14 protein-coding genes are annotated in these 14,878 nt (G+C 58.7%); 10 read left to right on the top strand and 4 right to left on the bottom strand.

The window, feature by feature from the left end; translation table 11 throughout:
• The coding region (locus VL197_10105) for an MFS transporter (GenBank protein ID HUJ18331.1) at positions 1-403 on the bottom strand (403 nt) is incomplete at its 3' end.
• A gap of 354 nt (positions 404-757) precedes the next feature.
• Here VL197_10105 and VL197_10100 point away from each other — a divergent pair.
• Positions 758-1,399, top strand: a complete 642-nt coding sequence (locus VL197_10100; GenBank protein ID HUJ18330.1) for a hypothetical protein — start codon at positions 758-760, stop codon at positions 1,397-1,399.
• Here the strand turns inward: VL197_10100 and bioA are convergent.
• Complete coding sequence (bioA, locus tag VL197_10095; protein ID HUJ18329.1) at positions 1,396-2,793, bottom strand: adenosylmethionine--8-amino-7-oxononanoate transaminase; 1,398 nt, start codon at positions 2,791-2,793, stop codon at positions 1,396-1,398. The two genes, VL197_10100 and bioA, sit on opposite strands and share 4 nt — an antisense overlap.
• Positions 2,794-2,983: 190 nt before the next feature.
• On the opposite strand from bioA, the gene VL197_10090 reads away from it, so the two are divergent.
• The 9 genes from VL197_10090 to VL197_10050 all read left to right on the top strand — a co-directional run bounded on the left by VL197_10090 (position 2,984) and on the right by VL197_10050 (position 11,728).
• Entirely contained in the window at positions 2,984-4,483 is a 1,500-nt protein-coding gene (locus tag VL197_10090) for a DegQ family serine endoprotease (GenBank protein HUJ18328.1), read from the top strand.
• A 95-nt stretch (positions 4,484-4,578) separates the two neighbouring features.
• Positions 4,579-5,598 carry a PIN domain-containing protein gene (locus VL197_10085; GenBank protein HUJ18327.1) on the top strand — a complete coding sequence of 340 codons (1,020 nt, stop codon included), beginning with the start codon at positions 4,579-4,581 and terminating at the stop codon, positions 5,596-5,598.
• A gap of 124 nt (positions 5,599-5,722) precedes the next feature.
• Entirely contained in the window at positions 5,723-6,466 is a 744-nt protein-coding gene (locus tag VL197_10080; GenBank protein ID HUJ18326.1) for a YebC/PmpR family DNA-binding transcriptional regulator, read from the top strand.
• A 258-nt stretch (positions 6,467-6,724) separates the two neighbouring features.
• Positions 6,725-7,288 carry a crossover junction endodeoxyribonuclease RuvC gene (gene ruvC / locus VL197_10075; GenBank protein ID HUJ18325.1) on the top strand — a complete coding sequence of 188 codons (564 nt, stop codon included), beginning with the start codon at positions 6,725-6,727 and terminating at the stop codon, positions 7,286-7,288.
• A gap of 1 nt (position 7,289) precedes the next feature.
• A complete protein-coding gene (gene ruvA, locus VL197_10070) occupies positions 7,290-7,880 on the top strand; it encodes a Holliday junction branch migration protein RuvA (protein HUJ18324.1) in 591 nt (196 codons plus the stop codon).
• Between the two features lie 296 nt (positions 7,881-8,176).
• Positions 8,177-9,196 (top strand): Holliday junction branch migration DNA helicase RuvB, encoded by a 1,020-nt coding sequence (gene ruvB, locus VL197_10065; GenBank protein ID HUJ18323.1) that lies wholly within the window; start codon positions 8,177-8,179, stop codon positions 9,194-9,196.
• A 67-nt stretch (positions 9,197-9,263) separates the two neighbouring features.
• Positions 9,264-9,800 carry an epoxyqueuosine reductase QueH gene (locus tag VL197_10060; GenBank protein HUJ18322.1) on the top strand — a complete coding sequence of 179 codons (537 nt, stop codon included), beginning with the start codon at positions 9,264-9,266 and terminating at the stop codon, positions 9,798-9,800.
• Between the two features lie 54 nt (positions 9,801-9,854).
• On the top strand, positions 9,855-10,925 hold the full coding sequence (locus VL197_10055) for a SpoIID/LytB domain-containing protein (GenBank protein ID HUJ18321.1): 1,071 nt from the start codon (positions 9,855-9,857) through the stop codon (positions 10,923-10,925).
• A 2-nt stretch (positions 10,926-10,927) separates the two neighbouring features.
• Entirely contained in the window at positions 10,928-11,728 is an 801-nt protein-coding gene (locus VL197_10050; GenBank protein ID HUJ18320.1) for a tetratricopeptide repeat protein, read from the top strand.
• Between the two features lie 874 nt (positions 11,729-12,602).
• On the opposite strand, the gene VL197_10045 is transcribed toward VL197_10050, so the two are convergent.
• Together VL197_10045 and VL197_10040 are read right to left on the bottom strand one after the other, a co-directional pair.
• Positions 12,603-13,730: a sensor domain-containing diguanylate cyclase gene (locus VL197_10045; protein HUJ18319.1), complete on the bottom strand. Its 1,128-nt coding sequence runs from the start codon at positions 13,728-13,730 to the stop codon at positions 12,603-12,605.
• A gap of 234 nt (positions 13,731-13,964) precedes the next feature.
• Entirely contained in the window at positions 13,965-14,765 is an 801-nt protein-coding gene (locus VL197_10040; GenBank protein HUJ18318.1) for a hypothetical protein, read from the bottom strand.
• Between the last annotated feature and the right edge of the window lie 113 nt (positions 14,766-14,878).

Below are 14,878 nucleotides of genomic sequence, written 5' to 3'. Positions count from 1 at the left end.
GCAGCGCTTCGATCCACATGCCCGCGGTAAGGAAAAACATCGAAGAGGCAAGGACGGCTCCGGCGATCGTGATGCGGATAAGAATGCGCTTCCGCTGGTCCGTGATGTCTGCGTAGGCCCCGATGACCGGCGCAAGGATGGCCGCAATGAAGAGGGCGCAGGAAACGGTGAAGGCAAACACGGAGGAGGCCGTATTCCGTGCAAGGGCCCGTGCTGCCTCATCGATGACTCCCGTCGATGGTCTCACAAAAGCGGGAGCGGCAATGGCCAGGTAATAGGGCGGGAAAAAAGTTGTCGCCGTCGTCGTGATATAGGCATGATCAGCCCAGTCGTAGAACGACCAGGATAGCACGCGGCGTCCATAGCTCGGTTCATTTATGGCATCAGTTGTACGGCTACTCATTCTCACATGCGGGGACCGTCAATACAACTGGCGGAGAGCAGTCATCAACCGGGGATGCGACGGCTGATGACCTTTTGTATCGTTCATGGCAACGTAGCACGAAGAGGTCCAAGAATGCAAGGCAATTCCCTGAGCTGGCGGATTCAGCTTGTTTCCATTCCAGCCGTTATCAGGAGGCGGTTGAAGCGAATGCCGGCGTCGGAATGATGCTCATTATTCAGCTGTCAATACCCTGAAAATACCCCATCAGCGTTATTGACATTCTCCGTATTTGTCCTCTATGATGAGCATCGATTTTCATCATAAACCCGAATAGGATATATTTCAAAAAGAGAACGCTCGCAAGGAGGCGTTATGAAGAAGGCTGTTTTGTTGCTGGTCGTTTTTCAGTGCGTGCTGGTAACCGTGGCCATCAGTACGGCGGATGCAGCCATCTATCGGTACTTCGATAAAAATGGCATTGCCTGGTACGTTGATAATCTCACGGTCATTCCTGAACAATACCGGGCCGCGGCGGTTATCATCGACGGAGATTCAAAGGATGACGCTGCAAAGCGGTCCGGTTCCGTGACGATCGAGAGGCCCAGTGAACTACCCCTGTTGGTGGAGAAAACGGCAAAACCGCCCGAGGAACCTCCGCGTCCGCTCAGCGTGCGAATACTGAAGTCGGTATCGGTCGTGCTCGGTGCAATCCTCGTTTTCATTGTCGTCAGCAGACTGGTGTCAGTGCGGGATGACAAAAAGGTCCTGTCCATTGTTCGCGGGTCCCTTATCGTCATACTGTCCCTTTATCTCGTCTTCGCCCATGCGGAAGACATGGTGACGGTATTTCACATGACGAAGCAGGCAATCGAAGAGGCGCAGCATCGATCCGAGGAGAAGGGAAGGAAGGCGGCACAGGCGATCAAAACGCTAGATGCCGTGTTCGAGCAGTCACAACAGGCACAGCAAGCGCAGGGATCAGCAACGCGAGAAGCTGAAGAAAAAAATCATTAAGACGGCGGGGGCTTCGTTCCCGTCACCTTCCCGATTGCCTTGTAGACTATCTGGACCATCCGCCTCAGCTCCCGGACCGTGATCGACAGCGGCGGCATGAGCACGATGACGCTTCCGAGCGGCCGGACGATCAGGCCGCGGCTGCGGCACTCCAGGATCACCCGGGCCCCGATCTTCTCTTCCAGCGCATAGGGCTCCCGCGTTCGTTTGTCGCGCACGAGCTCGATGCCGACCATGAATCCCTTCTGCCTCACCTCGCCAACATGCGCAAGCTCTTTGAACTTTTCCAGTTCTTGGGACAGGAGCCTGATCTTGGGCTGCAGCTTCCTCAGGGTATTCTCCTTCCTGAAGAGCTCCAGGTTCGCAATGGCGGCCGCACAGGCGAGGGGGTTGCCCGTGTACGTGTGCCCGTGAAAGAAGGTCCTCAGCTCCCGGTACTCTCCGAGAAAACCGCGGTAGATCTCGTCGGTCGTCAAGGTCGCCGCCAAGGGCAGGTAGCCGCCCGTTATGCCCTTGGCCGTGCACAGGATGTCCGGCCGCACGCCCTCCTGCTCGCAGGCGAACAACGTCCCCGTCCTGCCGAAGCCTGTCGCAACCTCGTCGGCGATCATCAGGATGTTGTATCTCGTGCAGAGCTCCCGTATCTTCTGCAGGTAACCCTGCGGCTGCATCAGCATGCCGGCAGCCCCCTGCACCAGCGGCTCGATCACCAGCGCCGCTGTTTCACGGTGGTGTCTCCGGATCACCTGTTCCGCCTTCCTTGCACAGGCGAGTCCGCATGCCGGATGCCTTTTCCCGAGGGGGCACCGGTAGCAGTACGGCGAATCTATCTTGTACGAGGAAAAGAGCAGAGGTTTGTATATCTGGTGAAAGAGGTCAATGCCCCCCACGCTCACGGACCCGATCGTGTCGCCGTGATAGGCTTCTTTCAGAGAAATGAAGCGGGTCCTTGCAGCAGAACGGGAGCCCTTCTGCTGCCAGTACTGGAACGCGATCTTGAGGGCGATCTCAACGGACGTGGAGCCGCTGTCGGAATAAAAGACCCTGGTCAGGCCCTTCGGTGCTGCCTTCACGAGCTGTTCCGCGAGCAGGACCGCCGGCACGTTGGACAGGCCGAGCAGGGTCGAATGGGCGATCTTCCCGAGCTGGCGCGAAACGGCCAGGTCGATCTCTTTTTTCCGGTGTCCGTGCACCGTGACCCAGAGCGACGACACGCCGTCGATGTACCGCTTGCCGTGGATGTCTTCGAGCATGCTACCTTTGCCGCGCTCGATGATGACCGGGGATTCCCGCTCCCAGTCCCGCATCTGTGTAAAGGGATGCCAGATATATTGCTTGTCCAATCGTTCCAGGTCGAGATGAGGCGATCGCTGCTTTGCCCGGTCGTACGGCACAGAAGTTCTCCGATATCATATGCGGGATTCGTTGAAGCCAGGTTTTCATTATAGGAGATGACCTGTTTTTGTCAATAATAAAAAGGGCTTGAAAAGCCTGATGAGCTTCTGGTAGAATACCCTTTGCTTCATTCAATAAAAGACGCGTTATCGCACGTCCCCAGGAGTGATTCAGGAGGTCGTTCTTCTCATGCGCACGAAAAAGTCTTACTATCTGTCTGCCGCGTTCATCCTTGCGATCGGTGTGTTCGTCGGCCTTGTGCTGTCGTCCCACCTCGGCGTGATCACTCCGGTCCCGGCCAGGAGCCAGGTGTCCCCGCGGTCCGTCGAGATTCTGACCCAGTTGAGCGACGCGCAGTCCGAGGTCGCTGCCGTGGCGACGCCATCGGTTGTGAACATCTCGACGACGCGCGTGATCAAGTCCCGGGACGAGGTCCCCTTCGATCTTTTTGATGATCCCTTCTTCAGGCGGTTCTTCGGCGACCAGCTCCCGCACCCGAACGTTCCGAAGGAGCACAAGGAGCAGAGCCTGGGGTCCGGCGTGATCGTGTCCGAGGACGGCTACATCGTGACGAACAACCACGTCATTGAAAAGGCCCAGGAGATCAAGGTCCTGCTCTCGAACAAGCGGGATTACAAGGCGAAGCTCATCGGCGCAGACCCCAAGACCGACATCGCCGTCATCAAGATCGATGCAAAAGGGCTGACCGCGCTTCCCTGGGGGGACTCGAACAAGCTGAAGGTGGGTGAAATCGTGTTCGCCATCGGCAACCCCTTCGGGCTGAACCAGACCGTGACCATGGGCGTTATCGGCGCCGTCGGCCGGGCCAACGTGGGCATCGCCGATTACGAAGACTTCATCCAGACCGACGCCGCCATAAACCCGGGCAATTCGGGCGGGGCGCTCATCAACGCGCGGGGCGAACTGATCGGCATCAACACAGCGATCCTTTCCCGGACGGGCGGGTACCAGGGGATCGGCTTCGCGGTTCCGAGCAGCATGGCGCGCCAGGTTATGGACAGCCTCGTGAAGTACCAGAAGGTGGTGCGCGGGTGGCTCGGCGTGAGCATCCAGGAGGTGACATCGGACCTGGCCGAGGAGTTCGGCGTCAGGGACCTGAAGGGCGCGCTCGTGAGCACGGTCATGAAGGGAAGCCCGGCCGAAAAGTCCGGCATCAAGCAGGGCGACGTGATCCTGGAGTATAACGGCAAGACCGTCGAGGACACCGGCCATCTCCGGAACATGGTCTCCCAGACGCCCATCGGTACGAAGGTGAAGGTCAAGCTCCTCCGCCAGAAAAAGGAGATCGAGACCGAAGTGCTTATCGCGGAGCTGCCCAAGAAACTGGCCGAGGCGGGCGCCCGCGGGGGCACGGAAGGGCAGGGCCAGGAAGAGGAGAACAGAGCGCTCACCGGCCTCGCGGTCCGCGAGCTGACGCCGGATATCGCCCGCAGGCTCGGCATTGATGAACAGGAAAAAGGTGTCGTCGCCGTCAAGGTCGACCCCGACAGCAGGGTGTACGAGGCGGGCGTCAGGCCCGGAGACATCATCCTTCAGGTCAACCAGAAGAGCACAACGACGCTGGAAGACTACAAACAGGCTGTCGCCAAGATACGCACGAAAGAAAGGGTGCTTCTTCTCATCCGCAGGAAGGGTGAAGACCTGTTCGTTACGGTCAAGCCGGAATAACAGCCGCCGGCGCGCCCGTTCCCCTGAGGCGGTTCATCGGCAATTCATGGCAGTTTATTCATTCTTCATTTTTTCATCAGAAGGAGGTGACAATTATGGGACTTGTCCTTATTCGATTCCTGTTCATTTTTTTAAGCACCCTGCTCGGATACTACGTGTCGACGCAGCTCTACGATCAGGTGAGCAAAACAGAAGGAATGGCCATCGGTTTCGGCGTAGCGGTCCTCATCATTCTGACGGAGTTCCTGTTCAGACGGGTTTCCCTGAAGGTCATTGTCGGCGGTATCCTCGGCTTCATTCTCGGTCTCATGTCGGCGAACATCATCGCGGCGCCGCTCAAGCTGGTCCCCCTCGAGCGGAGCATTGTGAACTTCATCCTGCTGCTCATGAACGGCTTCTTCGGCTACATCGGCGTTATGATCGGGATCCGGGAGGGTGAGAAGTTCAATCCCATCAACATCAAGAAGCTGTTCCGGGGCGGCGCCGATGAGAACATCAAGATCATGGATACGAGCGTGATCATCGACGGCAGGATCGCCGACGTGTGCGAGACGGAATTCCTGGACGGCACGATCCTTATCCCCCAGTTCATTCTCCATGAGCTGCAGCACATCGCCGATTCCTCCGATTCACTCAAGCGGGCACGGGGCAGGCGGGGCCTGGATATCCTGCACCGGATCCAGAAGATGAGTCACATGGAGGTCCGCATCACCGAGGAGGACTTTCCCAAGATCCGCGACGTGGACAGCAAGCTCATCGCCCTGGCCAAGAAACTGGGCGCCAAGGTCATCACGAACGACTTCAACCTGAACAAGGTGGCGGAGCTGCAGGGCGTCAAGGTACTGAACATCAACGACCTGTCCAATGCCGTGAAGCCCGTGGCTCTTCCGGGAGAAAGCATGCGGGTGTTCGTGTTGAAGGAAGGCAAGGAGCCGGGGCAGGGCGTGGCGTACCTGGACGATGGCACGATGATCGTCGTGGAGAACGGGCGCCGCTTCATTAACAAGAACGTGGATGTGGCCGTAACGAGCGTGCTGCAGACCGCGGCGGGCAGAATGATCTTCACCAGGCTCAGGGAAGACATCGAGCACGACCTGCAGCCGGCGGAGAGATAGCGGCATTCGAGGAACGCCGGATTCGAAATTTCAAAATGTAAATTGAAGAGCGACACGTGACGGCGGTAACATTTTTTCGTTTTCCAATTTCCAATCTTCAATTTACCGTGTATGAGGAGGTTCCATGTCAGGCCATTCCAAGTGGGCGACAACAAAGCACAAGAAAGCGGCGACCGATGCGAAGCGCGGAAAGATCTTTACGAAGATCACGAAGGAGATCACCGTGGCCGCGAAGCTTGGCGGCGGCGACCAGTCCGGAAATCCCCGGCTCAGGACGGCGGTTGCGAAGGCCAAGGGCGTCAGCATGCCGGCCGAGAACATCAAGCGTGCGATCCAGAAGGGGACCGGAGAACTTCCGGGCGTCTCCTACGAGGAGATCATGTACGAGGGATACGGGCCGGGCGGCGTGGCGGTCATCGTCGAGGTTCTGACGGACAACAGGAACCGCACCGTTTCGGAGATACGGAACATCTTCAGCAAGGCTGGCGGCAACATGGGCGAAGCCGGGTGCGTCTCGTGGATGTTCCACAAAAAGGGGTACATCGTCGTGAACAGCGCCAGGATCGATGAGGACAAGCTCATGACGCTGGCACTGGACGCGGGCGCCGAGGACATGCAGACCGAGGACGATAATTTTGTGGTCACCACGCCGCCGAACGATTTCGAAAAGGTGAAAAAAGCGCTGGAGGATGCCGGCGTGACGCCGGACGCGGCCGAGGTCACCATGATCCCGCAGACCTATGTCAAGCTTGAGGGCAAGGAAGCGCAGCAGATGATGCGCCTCGTGGAAACGCTTGAGGACAACGACGATGTCCAGAATGTCTATGCGAACTTCGATATCCCCGAGGAGATCATGAGCGCGGTGTAGCCGCAGGCATTTGCTTGCCGGATGCAGAACGCAGACGTGGCAGGCCGCTGAAAAGGTCTTTTACCGTCTTCGCAAGCGAAACAAGCCCGGTTTTCAGGGTCAGTAACTTCGAGATTGCCGCGTCGCGAAGAACACTCCTCGCAATGACATTTCGAGAGTTATTTTGCAACTTGCCAGGGATACAACGCCCGAAATTGTTCCATTTTCATCCTGCAATTTGAATTTTACAATGCTTTCAGGTTCACGGGGAGGTATCATATGCGGGTGCTGGGGGTTGATCCGGGGACGCTTACGAGCGGGTACGGCATCGTTGCGGAAGAGGACCACAAGCTGTTCTACGTTGCGTCGGGCGGCATCAGCCCGTCGGCCAAGCAGCCGTTCCCGAAGCGACTCAAGAAGATCTACGAGGAGCTGGAGAAGATCATCGAGAAGTACCGTCCCCATGTCGTTGTTGTCGAGGACCTGTTCGTTTCGAAGAACATGCAGTCAGCGCTCAAACTCGGACATGCGCGCGGGGTCGCAATCCTGGCGGCGATGAACGCCGGGCTGCCGGTGTTCGAGTACGCGCCGCTCGAGGTGAAGCAGGCGGTCGTGGGGAACGGGAAGGCGGAAAAGAAGCAGGTGCAGATCATGGTCAAGACGCTGCTGGACCTGCCGAAGGTCCCTCACCCCGCTGACGCAGCCGATGCTCTTGCCGCCGCCATTTGCCACATCCACTCCTCCCGGTTGAAAGAGATCCTCAAGAACTCCCCCCTGCTGCGCCAACCGGCGCGTGCCGGCTCGCCCAGAAGCGGAGCCGGCCGCAGGACCCAGGCGGGATAAGATGATCGCACTGATCACGGGCACGCTGAAGCGGAAGGCAGCCGACTATCTCATTGTCGATGTTTCCGGTGTCGGCTACCAGGTGCAGGTCCCGCTGTCCACGCTTTACGGCGTCCCCGAGCCGGGAGGGGAAGTCACCCTGCATATCCACACCCATCTGCGCGAGGACGCTCTTTCTCTTTTCGGTTTTCTCACCCCGTCCGAAAAGGACATGTTCCTGCTGCTCATGAGCGTCTCCGGCATCGGACCGAAGCTGGCGCTCGCCGTCCTGTCCAGTCTGCCCGTAAACGAGCTGTGCGGCGCCCTGCAGTCCTCCGACGACTCGAAACTCTGCGCGATACCGGGTATCGGCAGGAAGACGGCGGCGCGGATGGTCCTGGAGCTGAAAGACAAAATCGCGCGCTTGTCGATGGACGTCCCCGGGGCGGCTCCGTCTGCCCTTGGCCAGGAGGATGTGGTCTCGGCGCTGGTAAACCTTGGTTATAAACGGTCACAGGCGGAAGACGCCGTCAGGAAGGTCCGGGAGGGAAGACCCGGTATGACGCTGGAGCAGCTGATCAGGGATACACTTTCAATCCTGGTTAAGCGGTGAGAACGGGCGACGAACATGATCCGGCCCGCCAAGAGAACGGATAAAGATGACCGCAGAGGGCGCAGAGAAAATCAGGCATACAAGAAGCTGAAAAAATATTACCAATTCATGAAACACAGATTCTTTCCTCCTTGAAGTTGAGCCGCGAGACGCTCGGACTCCGGATAAATTTTAATGTAGTTCATTTGGAAGAGGGAATAAAGAGGATCGCTAACGGTTTATCAGTCGGAGAGGCTAAGAATTTCTCTGCCCTCTGCGGTTATGCGCTTCTGTTTTTCTCAAGCCTGAGGTTCGCATTGTCCAAGAGGATCATAGAACCCGAGCAGAACGACGACGATGTCCAGATCGAACGGAGCCTGAGGCCGGTCCGCTTCGAGGATTTCGTGGGGCAGGACCGGATCAAGGAAAACCTGCACGTCTTCATCAAGGCCGCGAAGGGCAGGGGCGAGGAGCTCGATCACGTGCTGTTCTGCGGGCCGCCGGGGCTCGGCAAGACCACGCTGGCGAACATCATCGCCCACGAGCTGGGCGTGGGCATCAAGAGCACTTCCGGTCCGGTGCTGGAGCGGGCCGGCGACCTTGCCGCGATCCTGACGAACCTTCAGCCGCACGACGTCCTGTTCATCGACGAGATCCACCGGCTGAACCGCGTCGTGGAAGAGGTCCTGTACCCGGCCATGGAGGACTTTCAGCTCGATATCATCATCGGACAGGGACCGGGCGCCCGCTCCATCAAGCTCGACCTGCCGAGGTTCACGCTCGTCGGCGCGACGACGAGGACCGGGCTCCTGACCTCGCCGCTCCGGGACCGGTTCGGCGTCATCGACCGGCTGAACTTCTATTCCCCGGACGAGCTCAAGACGATCGTACTCCGCTCGGCGCGCCTGCTCGAGACGTCGATCGAGCCCGCCGCTGCCGTGGAGATCGCGCGGCGTTCACGGGGCACGCCGAGGATCGTCAACCGGCTGCTCCGCCGCGTGCGGGACTTCGCCCAGGTCAGGGGAGACGGAAAAGTAACGGGGGACATCGTCTCGTCCGCGATGCAGCGGCTCGAAGTGGATGAGCGGGGCTTCGATGAGATGGACCGCAGGCTGCTGCTCCTGATCATAGACAAGTTCGACGGCGGGCCCGTGGGACTCGAGACGCTCGCTGCAGCGCTCAGCGAGGAGAAGGACACGCTCGAGGACGTGTACGAACCGTACCTCATCCAGGAAGGGTTCCTGGACCGGACTCCGCGGGGCAGGCAGGCAACGCGCCTCGCCTACGAATATTTCGGCAGGAGCAGACCGGCCTCGCGGCAGGAGAAACTGCTGTAGGTGGTCTGTTGCGGCGGTGAGTCCGACCAGCCATGACACAAGGCAGCGGAGGGCGAACAGTATGAGCATAAAGATGTTTCTCCACATATGCTGCGCGCCCTGCGCACTCTACCCCTTCTTCCGGATGAAGGAAGAGGGCATCAGCGTCACGGGGTATTTTTATAATCCGAACATCCATCCCTTCACCGAATACCGGAGGCGGCTCGATACGGTCAGGGATTTCTCGATCCGCGTCGGCCTCGACGTCGTGTACCGCGACGGGTACGATCTCGACGAGTTTCTGTCCGCTGTCGCGGGCAAGGGCGCGGGACGCTGCGAGCAGTGCTACCGCATGAGGCTGAGCACGGCGGCAAGGGAGGCGCGGGAGCGGGGCTTCCGGGTCTTCACGACGTCACTCCTGTACAGCAAATACCAGAAGCATGACCTGATCAGGGGCATCGCCGGGGAAGCGGCCGCGGATCAGGGGATCGAATTCCACTACGAAGACTTCCGCCATGGCTGGCGGGAGGGGATCGTCGAGTCGAAGTCTATGGGGCTCTACCGCCAGCAGTACTGCGGGTGCATTTACAGCGAAAAAGAGCGCTACCAGGCGAAGCCGAAATAAACTGACGCAGAGGCGAGAGGTTCGCCTTTCCCTGTCTTCCGCGGTTGGGCATTTATGAAAGTTCACTTACTGGCCTTGCTTGCCATGCTCGGCGCGGCGGTGTCGGCTCCTGCTGCGGAACATATCCGGGTCGTCGTGGCCGATGACCAGCAGGCCGTGACCCTGAGATCACAGGCCGGACTGACAGCAGACGGCGTCCCTGGCGATAGGAGGCTCCACTTCACGCCGTCATCCGTCGGCACCCGGCCTGTAAGCGTGGGCTCCGCAGGCACGTTCGTCCAGATGAACGGACGGAGCTACCGGGGAACCATCGAGCTCAGGAAGAAGCGGAACGGCTTGCTGCTGGTCATCAACGATATCGATATCGAGGACTACCTCAAGGGCGTCGTGGCATCGGAGGTCCCGCATGACTGGGAGCCGGAAGTGCTCAAGGCCCAGGCCGTGGCATCGAGAACGTATGCGCTCTACCAGAAAAGAGCGGCGGGGAGGCGTCCCTATCATATTCTCGCCACCGTGGACAGCCAGGTCTACGACGGCAGGAGCGGCGAGCACGAAGCGGCCTCCCGGGCCGTGAAGGAAACGGAAGGCATCGTTATCACCTACGACGGGGCATTGATCCCCGCTTTCTATCACTCAAGCTGCGGGGGGCACACGGAAGACGCTTTCGAGCTGTGGGGCATCGATGCGCCGTATCTCCGGGGAGTGGACTGTGACTGCCAGGAGATATCCACCTACGGTGTCTGGGAAAAAAGGATAAGTCCGGTACAACTGAGGTCCGCGCTCATGCGGCTGGGCTACCGCATCAACAACATTCGCGACATCGGCATCGATGGCATAACTCCGGCTGGCAGGGTGAAGCAGGTGGAGATCAGGTATGCGGGAGGGACAGCCGAGGTCCCGGCGGAGAAATTCCGGGCTGCCATCGGCAATTCGCTCGTGCCGAGCGTCTTCTTTGAGGCCGGGATGTACGGAGATGAGATCGTGATTTCCGGACGGGGGCGGGGGCACGGCGTCGGGCTGTGTCAGTGGGGGGCGCGGCAGATGGCCCGCGAGGGCTCCGACTACCGCGCCATACTCGCCCATTATTATCCGGGAACGAAGCTGGTCAAGAGGGAGAATCATTGAGCATGAAGAAAAAGCAGAGAAAAAAACTGCAGGCGGCAGTTTCCGCACCGATCCGGGCGATCACCGTGGCAACAGGAAAACCGCCCTCCCTGATCGCGCTGATCCTTTTCACCGTCATGGTGGCTGGGCTTGTCGCCGGGGCGAATGTCCGGAACCGGGTGTATCAAACGCCGGTGACCATGTGGGCCGACACATCCGCCAAATCGGCGAACAAGCGGAGGACCCACGAGAACTACGGCCAGGCGCTGTCCACCTACGGCATGTACACCGACGCGATCCGGGAGTTCAAGACGGTCCAGGCACTGAAGGACGACGGCAGCGTTCCGCTCCGTGACCTTTACCGTGAGATCGGCGTCGTCTATTTCCGGATCGGGATGATCGATGATGCCATCGTGTCCTGGCAGACCGGGCTCCAGTACGCGCCCTACGATCCAAGCCTCCTGAACAATCTTTCCGTGGCTTACATGAGAAAGCAGCGGCTCGATGACGCGGAGCTCGCCATCCGCCAGGCGCTCGTCGGCCTGCCCAACATGCCGCAGGCCCTGAATTCCCTCGGCGAGATCCTGATGGTCAAGGGAAACTACGAGGAGGCGCTCCAGTATTTCCTGAAGGCCATCGATGTGAGCCCCGAGGGCCCGTCGCGGTACTGGAACGCGGCCCTTGCCTTCGAGAAGACCGGGCGTATCGACATGGCGCTGCAGTATGCGAACCAGTATGTGGCCATGGAGACGGACCCCGCAATGCGGCAGCGGGGGCTCCAGTACATCCAGAGCCTGCAGGCGCATATGAGTAAGAGGAAGTGAACCCGTGAGCGGCGGCTGGACTCGAGTGATCGCGGAGACTCATGGATGGTTCCGGGTCGCATCGCTGCGGATATAATATTAGTCTCAAAATAAGAGAGCTGGATTGCGCTACACTCTACAACCCATCCCCTTTTCAGTCTCACCCCGCACGAGGCCCCATCATCCGTAAGCGAGACCCGTGATTTCCGAGCTTATGACTCCCTCCTCTTCAATAAGCACCGGACGTACAATCTATCCTCAAAGCTGACGCTTCGTGAGGAAAAGCTAAGCGTGAGTGCGGTGATACGTAGGGCCACATCGTGAATTTCAACCTGAACTGTCGGGTACGGCAGATCCTCGCGGGCCTGGAATAGCCTTTCAGGGACGATGCACCAAACACGTCTTAAGATTGGAACAGAACAACTTTGTTGCGAAGGTGTCGCGTCGGCTCTGATAGTAACCTCTCTCAGGAGCTGTCATCGTCTCCCGCAGCCCTCGACAGATCATTCCACTTATAAAACCGGTAAGGCTTCTTCAGATGTTTTCTTTCTTTCCCTTCATTACGCCCAGCTCCCCGAGACGCGTGTCTTGACGTTGCCTATCTGATGATAATAAGTTATTCTGAATTTGATTCGTGGCTCACGCCGACAATGAGAATGATCTGAAGACTATAGCAGTGCAAGGAGCGTAGTGTTGAAGCCGATTCAAAGTTTGCAACACGCTTCTCTCACTTTGCGCCAGCGATATCGGCGCATGAAAACGATGGGTTTTGTATGCGTCCAGGGCCGCTCCGTGTTGAAGATTTGTCCCGAGCTGCAACAGGGTAGGAACACGTAAGAAAGAGAGAGCAGCGGCTTGATCGAATACAACGTGATAGCAGAAGAATGAAGGGCTTTTACGGGATATCCGTGGGGGAGTAGCTGACCTGGTTCCTGCCGTTCCGCTTCGAGAGATAGAGCGCCTCATCGGCCTTCTTGACGAGCTGCTCCGGGCTGGTGTCATCCGTCTCCGCGATCCCGGCCACTCCGACGCTGACCGTCACCTTGCCATCCTGCTGTCCGTCCGCAATGGTGAATGTGTGCTGCTCCACCGCTTTCCTCAGCCGCTCCGCCGCCTTTACGGCATGATGCATCTCCAGCTCGGGCATGATGAGCGCGAACTCCTCGCCGCCGTAGCGGCAGCAGATGTCGATGGAGGCGCACCGGCATTGGGTCTGCATGACCTGGGCGAGCTGCTTGAGCACGCGGTCGCCTGCCTGGTGTCCGAATTCGTCGTTGAACTGCTTGAAGTGGTCGATGTCCAGCATGATCAGGGAAAGGGGCTTCCCTGTGCGGTCGCGTCTGTTGATCTCCTGTAAGAGCCGCTCCTGGAAGACGCGGTGGTTATAGAGGCCCGTCAGGCCGTCAAGCTGGGACAACTGCTGGATCTTCTCGAAGAGCCGCGATTTCTCGATGCCAGCGGCGATCTGGTGCGACAGGATGGCCATGAAATCCATGTCGTCCACGCTGAGTCCGTGCTTTTCGGGGGAGTCCATACCGATCGCCCCGATCGTCCTGTTGTGGACCTTGAGCGCGATGCCGATATAGGAGCCGTTCCGTTTGTCCTCGCCCGGGAAATGGATGAAGTCGTTGAGGGTGTCGTAGAATATTGCGAGGTCGTGAATCTGCGTGTGCTCCCCGGACTCGACGATCCTGCCCGGTACGCCGTCGCCCACGTTCAGCGTGACCCGGTCCGAGATGTTCAGACCGCTGTAGAAGACCAGCTCGAGTTGTCCGCTCTTCTCATCAAGGAGGTAGACGGAGGTCCGGTCGAAGGGGAGGGATTTCCTGACGGACGCCATCACCTGGCGCAGCATCTCCTGCAGGTCGAGGATGGAGCCGATCGTGCGCGAGATGTGGTAGTGGGTGTAGATCTCGTTCAGCTTTTTTTCGAGCAGGTCGCTGACGGATTTTTCCCGCGCTCGCGCCTGTTCGAGCTCCTGCTCGAGCGTTATGATCCGTTCTGTCAGCTGTTCATCGGACATGAAGGCCCCTTGACGAGCGGGATGGCATCAGGAACACCCGCCGAAGAGGGTATCTCTTCCGGAAGAGGGTCCCTGCCGGGGAGAAGAGCGATTCTCGCGGAGCACAAAAAGGTTTTGAAGCCAGAATACTTTTTTCGCGAGCTTGGCGCGTTTTCGAAAATTGCATTGTCCTGTTTGACGCAGAGCTCATGTTCAAGGGAAATACCGTCAGACAATGTCGCAAGTGACCAGAGCCTACTGTCCTTTCGGTTGCGCCGGCTTGAGCGGAATGGCCTTTGGCTGTGAAGCCTGTGCGCCCGCAGCAGGCGCTTCGGTTTTCTCCGCGGGCTTTGCCCCGGGTGCGGCCGAAGGATTGGGCTGCGCTGCAGTTGTTGCGGACGGAACCGGTGAACTTTCTATGACGATCATCGTCTTATGGCCCTTGATCTGGAAGCCGGCCTCCGGCATTTTCTGAGCATAGGCGGCAGCGATCAGCGCCGCCTGATCGACCTTGTTCTGTTCGAGGAATTTTACCAGCGCCAGTGCCCGGTCCGCAGCGAGCACCCTGGCATCCTTCGGCGGTATCTTCTTCTTGCCCTTGCCCTGCGCCGGGACCGGATCGGTCATGTTGCCGATCAGGATCTCCCTGCCTTTCAGTTCCTTGCTTCCCAGCAGAGCCGCAAGCTTCAGACGGAGTTGAGGGCTGTCCTTGGCAAACGTCACAGAGCCCGGCGTGTAAAGGATATCCTCGGAGATATTGACCACGATGCCGTTCCCCGCAGCTGTCACTTCAGCCTTGCCCGCCTTGATCTCATCGCTTAGTCCCGCTTTCAGGGCGTCCACAGCCGGATTAACCCACGCAACTTCCTGGGCCTCCTTAGTCTCTTGTGCCTTGTATTTTTTCAGCTCCGCCTTCGCCTTGTCCATCTCCGGGATGCCGGCTTTCATCCGCAGATAATCCGTCCTCATGGGCTCGAAGGTCATGAAATAGAAAACGGCTGCAGCGGTAAGGGCCGCCACGAGCAGGGCGCCGAGCAAGTAGGTAACGATCTTCATCTTGGGAACCTCCTGAATGGGTCGAAATCTGCCACGGAGACAGTGAACATGGAGCCATTCTCATGGAAAGAGCGTGATCTTACTCCGTGTCGCCTTAACTCTGTGGTGAAAAT

It is taken from the genome of Nitrospirota bacterium, assembly GCA_035516965.1.
Lineage (GTDB): Bacteria > Nitrospirota > UBA9217 > UBA9217 > UBA9217 > MHEA01.
This window is presented reverse-complemented; position numbering and strand designations above follow the sequence as displayed.

Bases quoted from the DNA above. Each gene is read 5' to 3' on its own strand.
- VL197_10100 (HUJ18330.1), top strand. From the start codon at position 758: ATGAAGAAGGCTGTTTTGTTGCTGGTCGTTTTTCAGTGCGTGCTGGTA.
- VL197_10090 (HUJ18328.1), top strand. From the start codon at position 2,984: ATGCGCACGAAAAAGTCTTACTATCTGTCTGCCGCGTTCATCCTTGCG.
- VL197_10085 (HUJ18327.1), top strand. From the start codon at position 4,579: ATGGGACTTGTCCTTATTCGATTCCTGTTCATTTTTTTAAGCACCCTG.
- VL197_10080 (HUJ18326.1), top strand. From the start codon at position 5,723: ATGTCAGGCCATTCCAAGTGGGCGACAACAAAGCACAAGAAAGCGGCG.
- ruvC (HUJ18325.1), top strand. From the start codon at position 6,725: ATGCGGGTGCTGGGGGTTGATCCGGGGACGCTTACGAGCGGGTACGGC.
- ruvA (HUJ18324.1), top strand. From the start codon at position 7,290: ATGATCGCACTGATCACGGGCACGCTGAAGCGGAAGGCAGCCGACTAT.
- VL197_10055 (HUJ18321.1), top strand. From the start codon at position 9,855: ATGAAAGTTCACTTACTGGCCTTGCTTGCCATGCTCGGCGCGGCGGTG.
- VL197_10050 (HUJ18320.1), top strand. From the start codon at position 10,928: ATGAAGAAAAAGCAGAGAAAAAAACTGCAGGCGGCAGTTTCCGCACCG.
- VL197_10045 (HUJ18319.1), bottom strand. From the start codon at position 13,730: ATGTCCGATGAACAGCTGACAGAACGGATCATAACGCTCGAGCAGGAG.
- VL197_10040 (HUJ18318.1), bottom strand. From the start codon at position 14,765: ATGAAGATCGTTACCTACTTGCTCGGCGCCCTGCTCGTGGCGGCCCTT.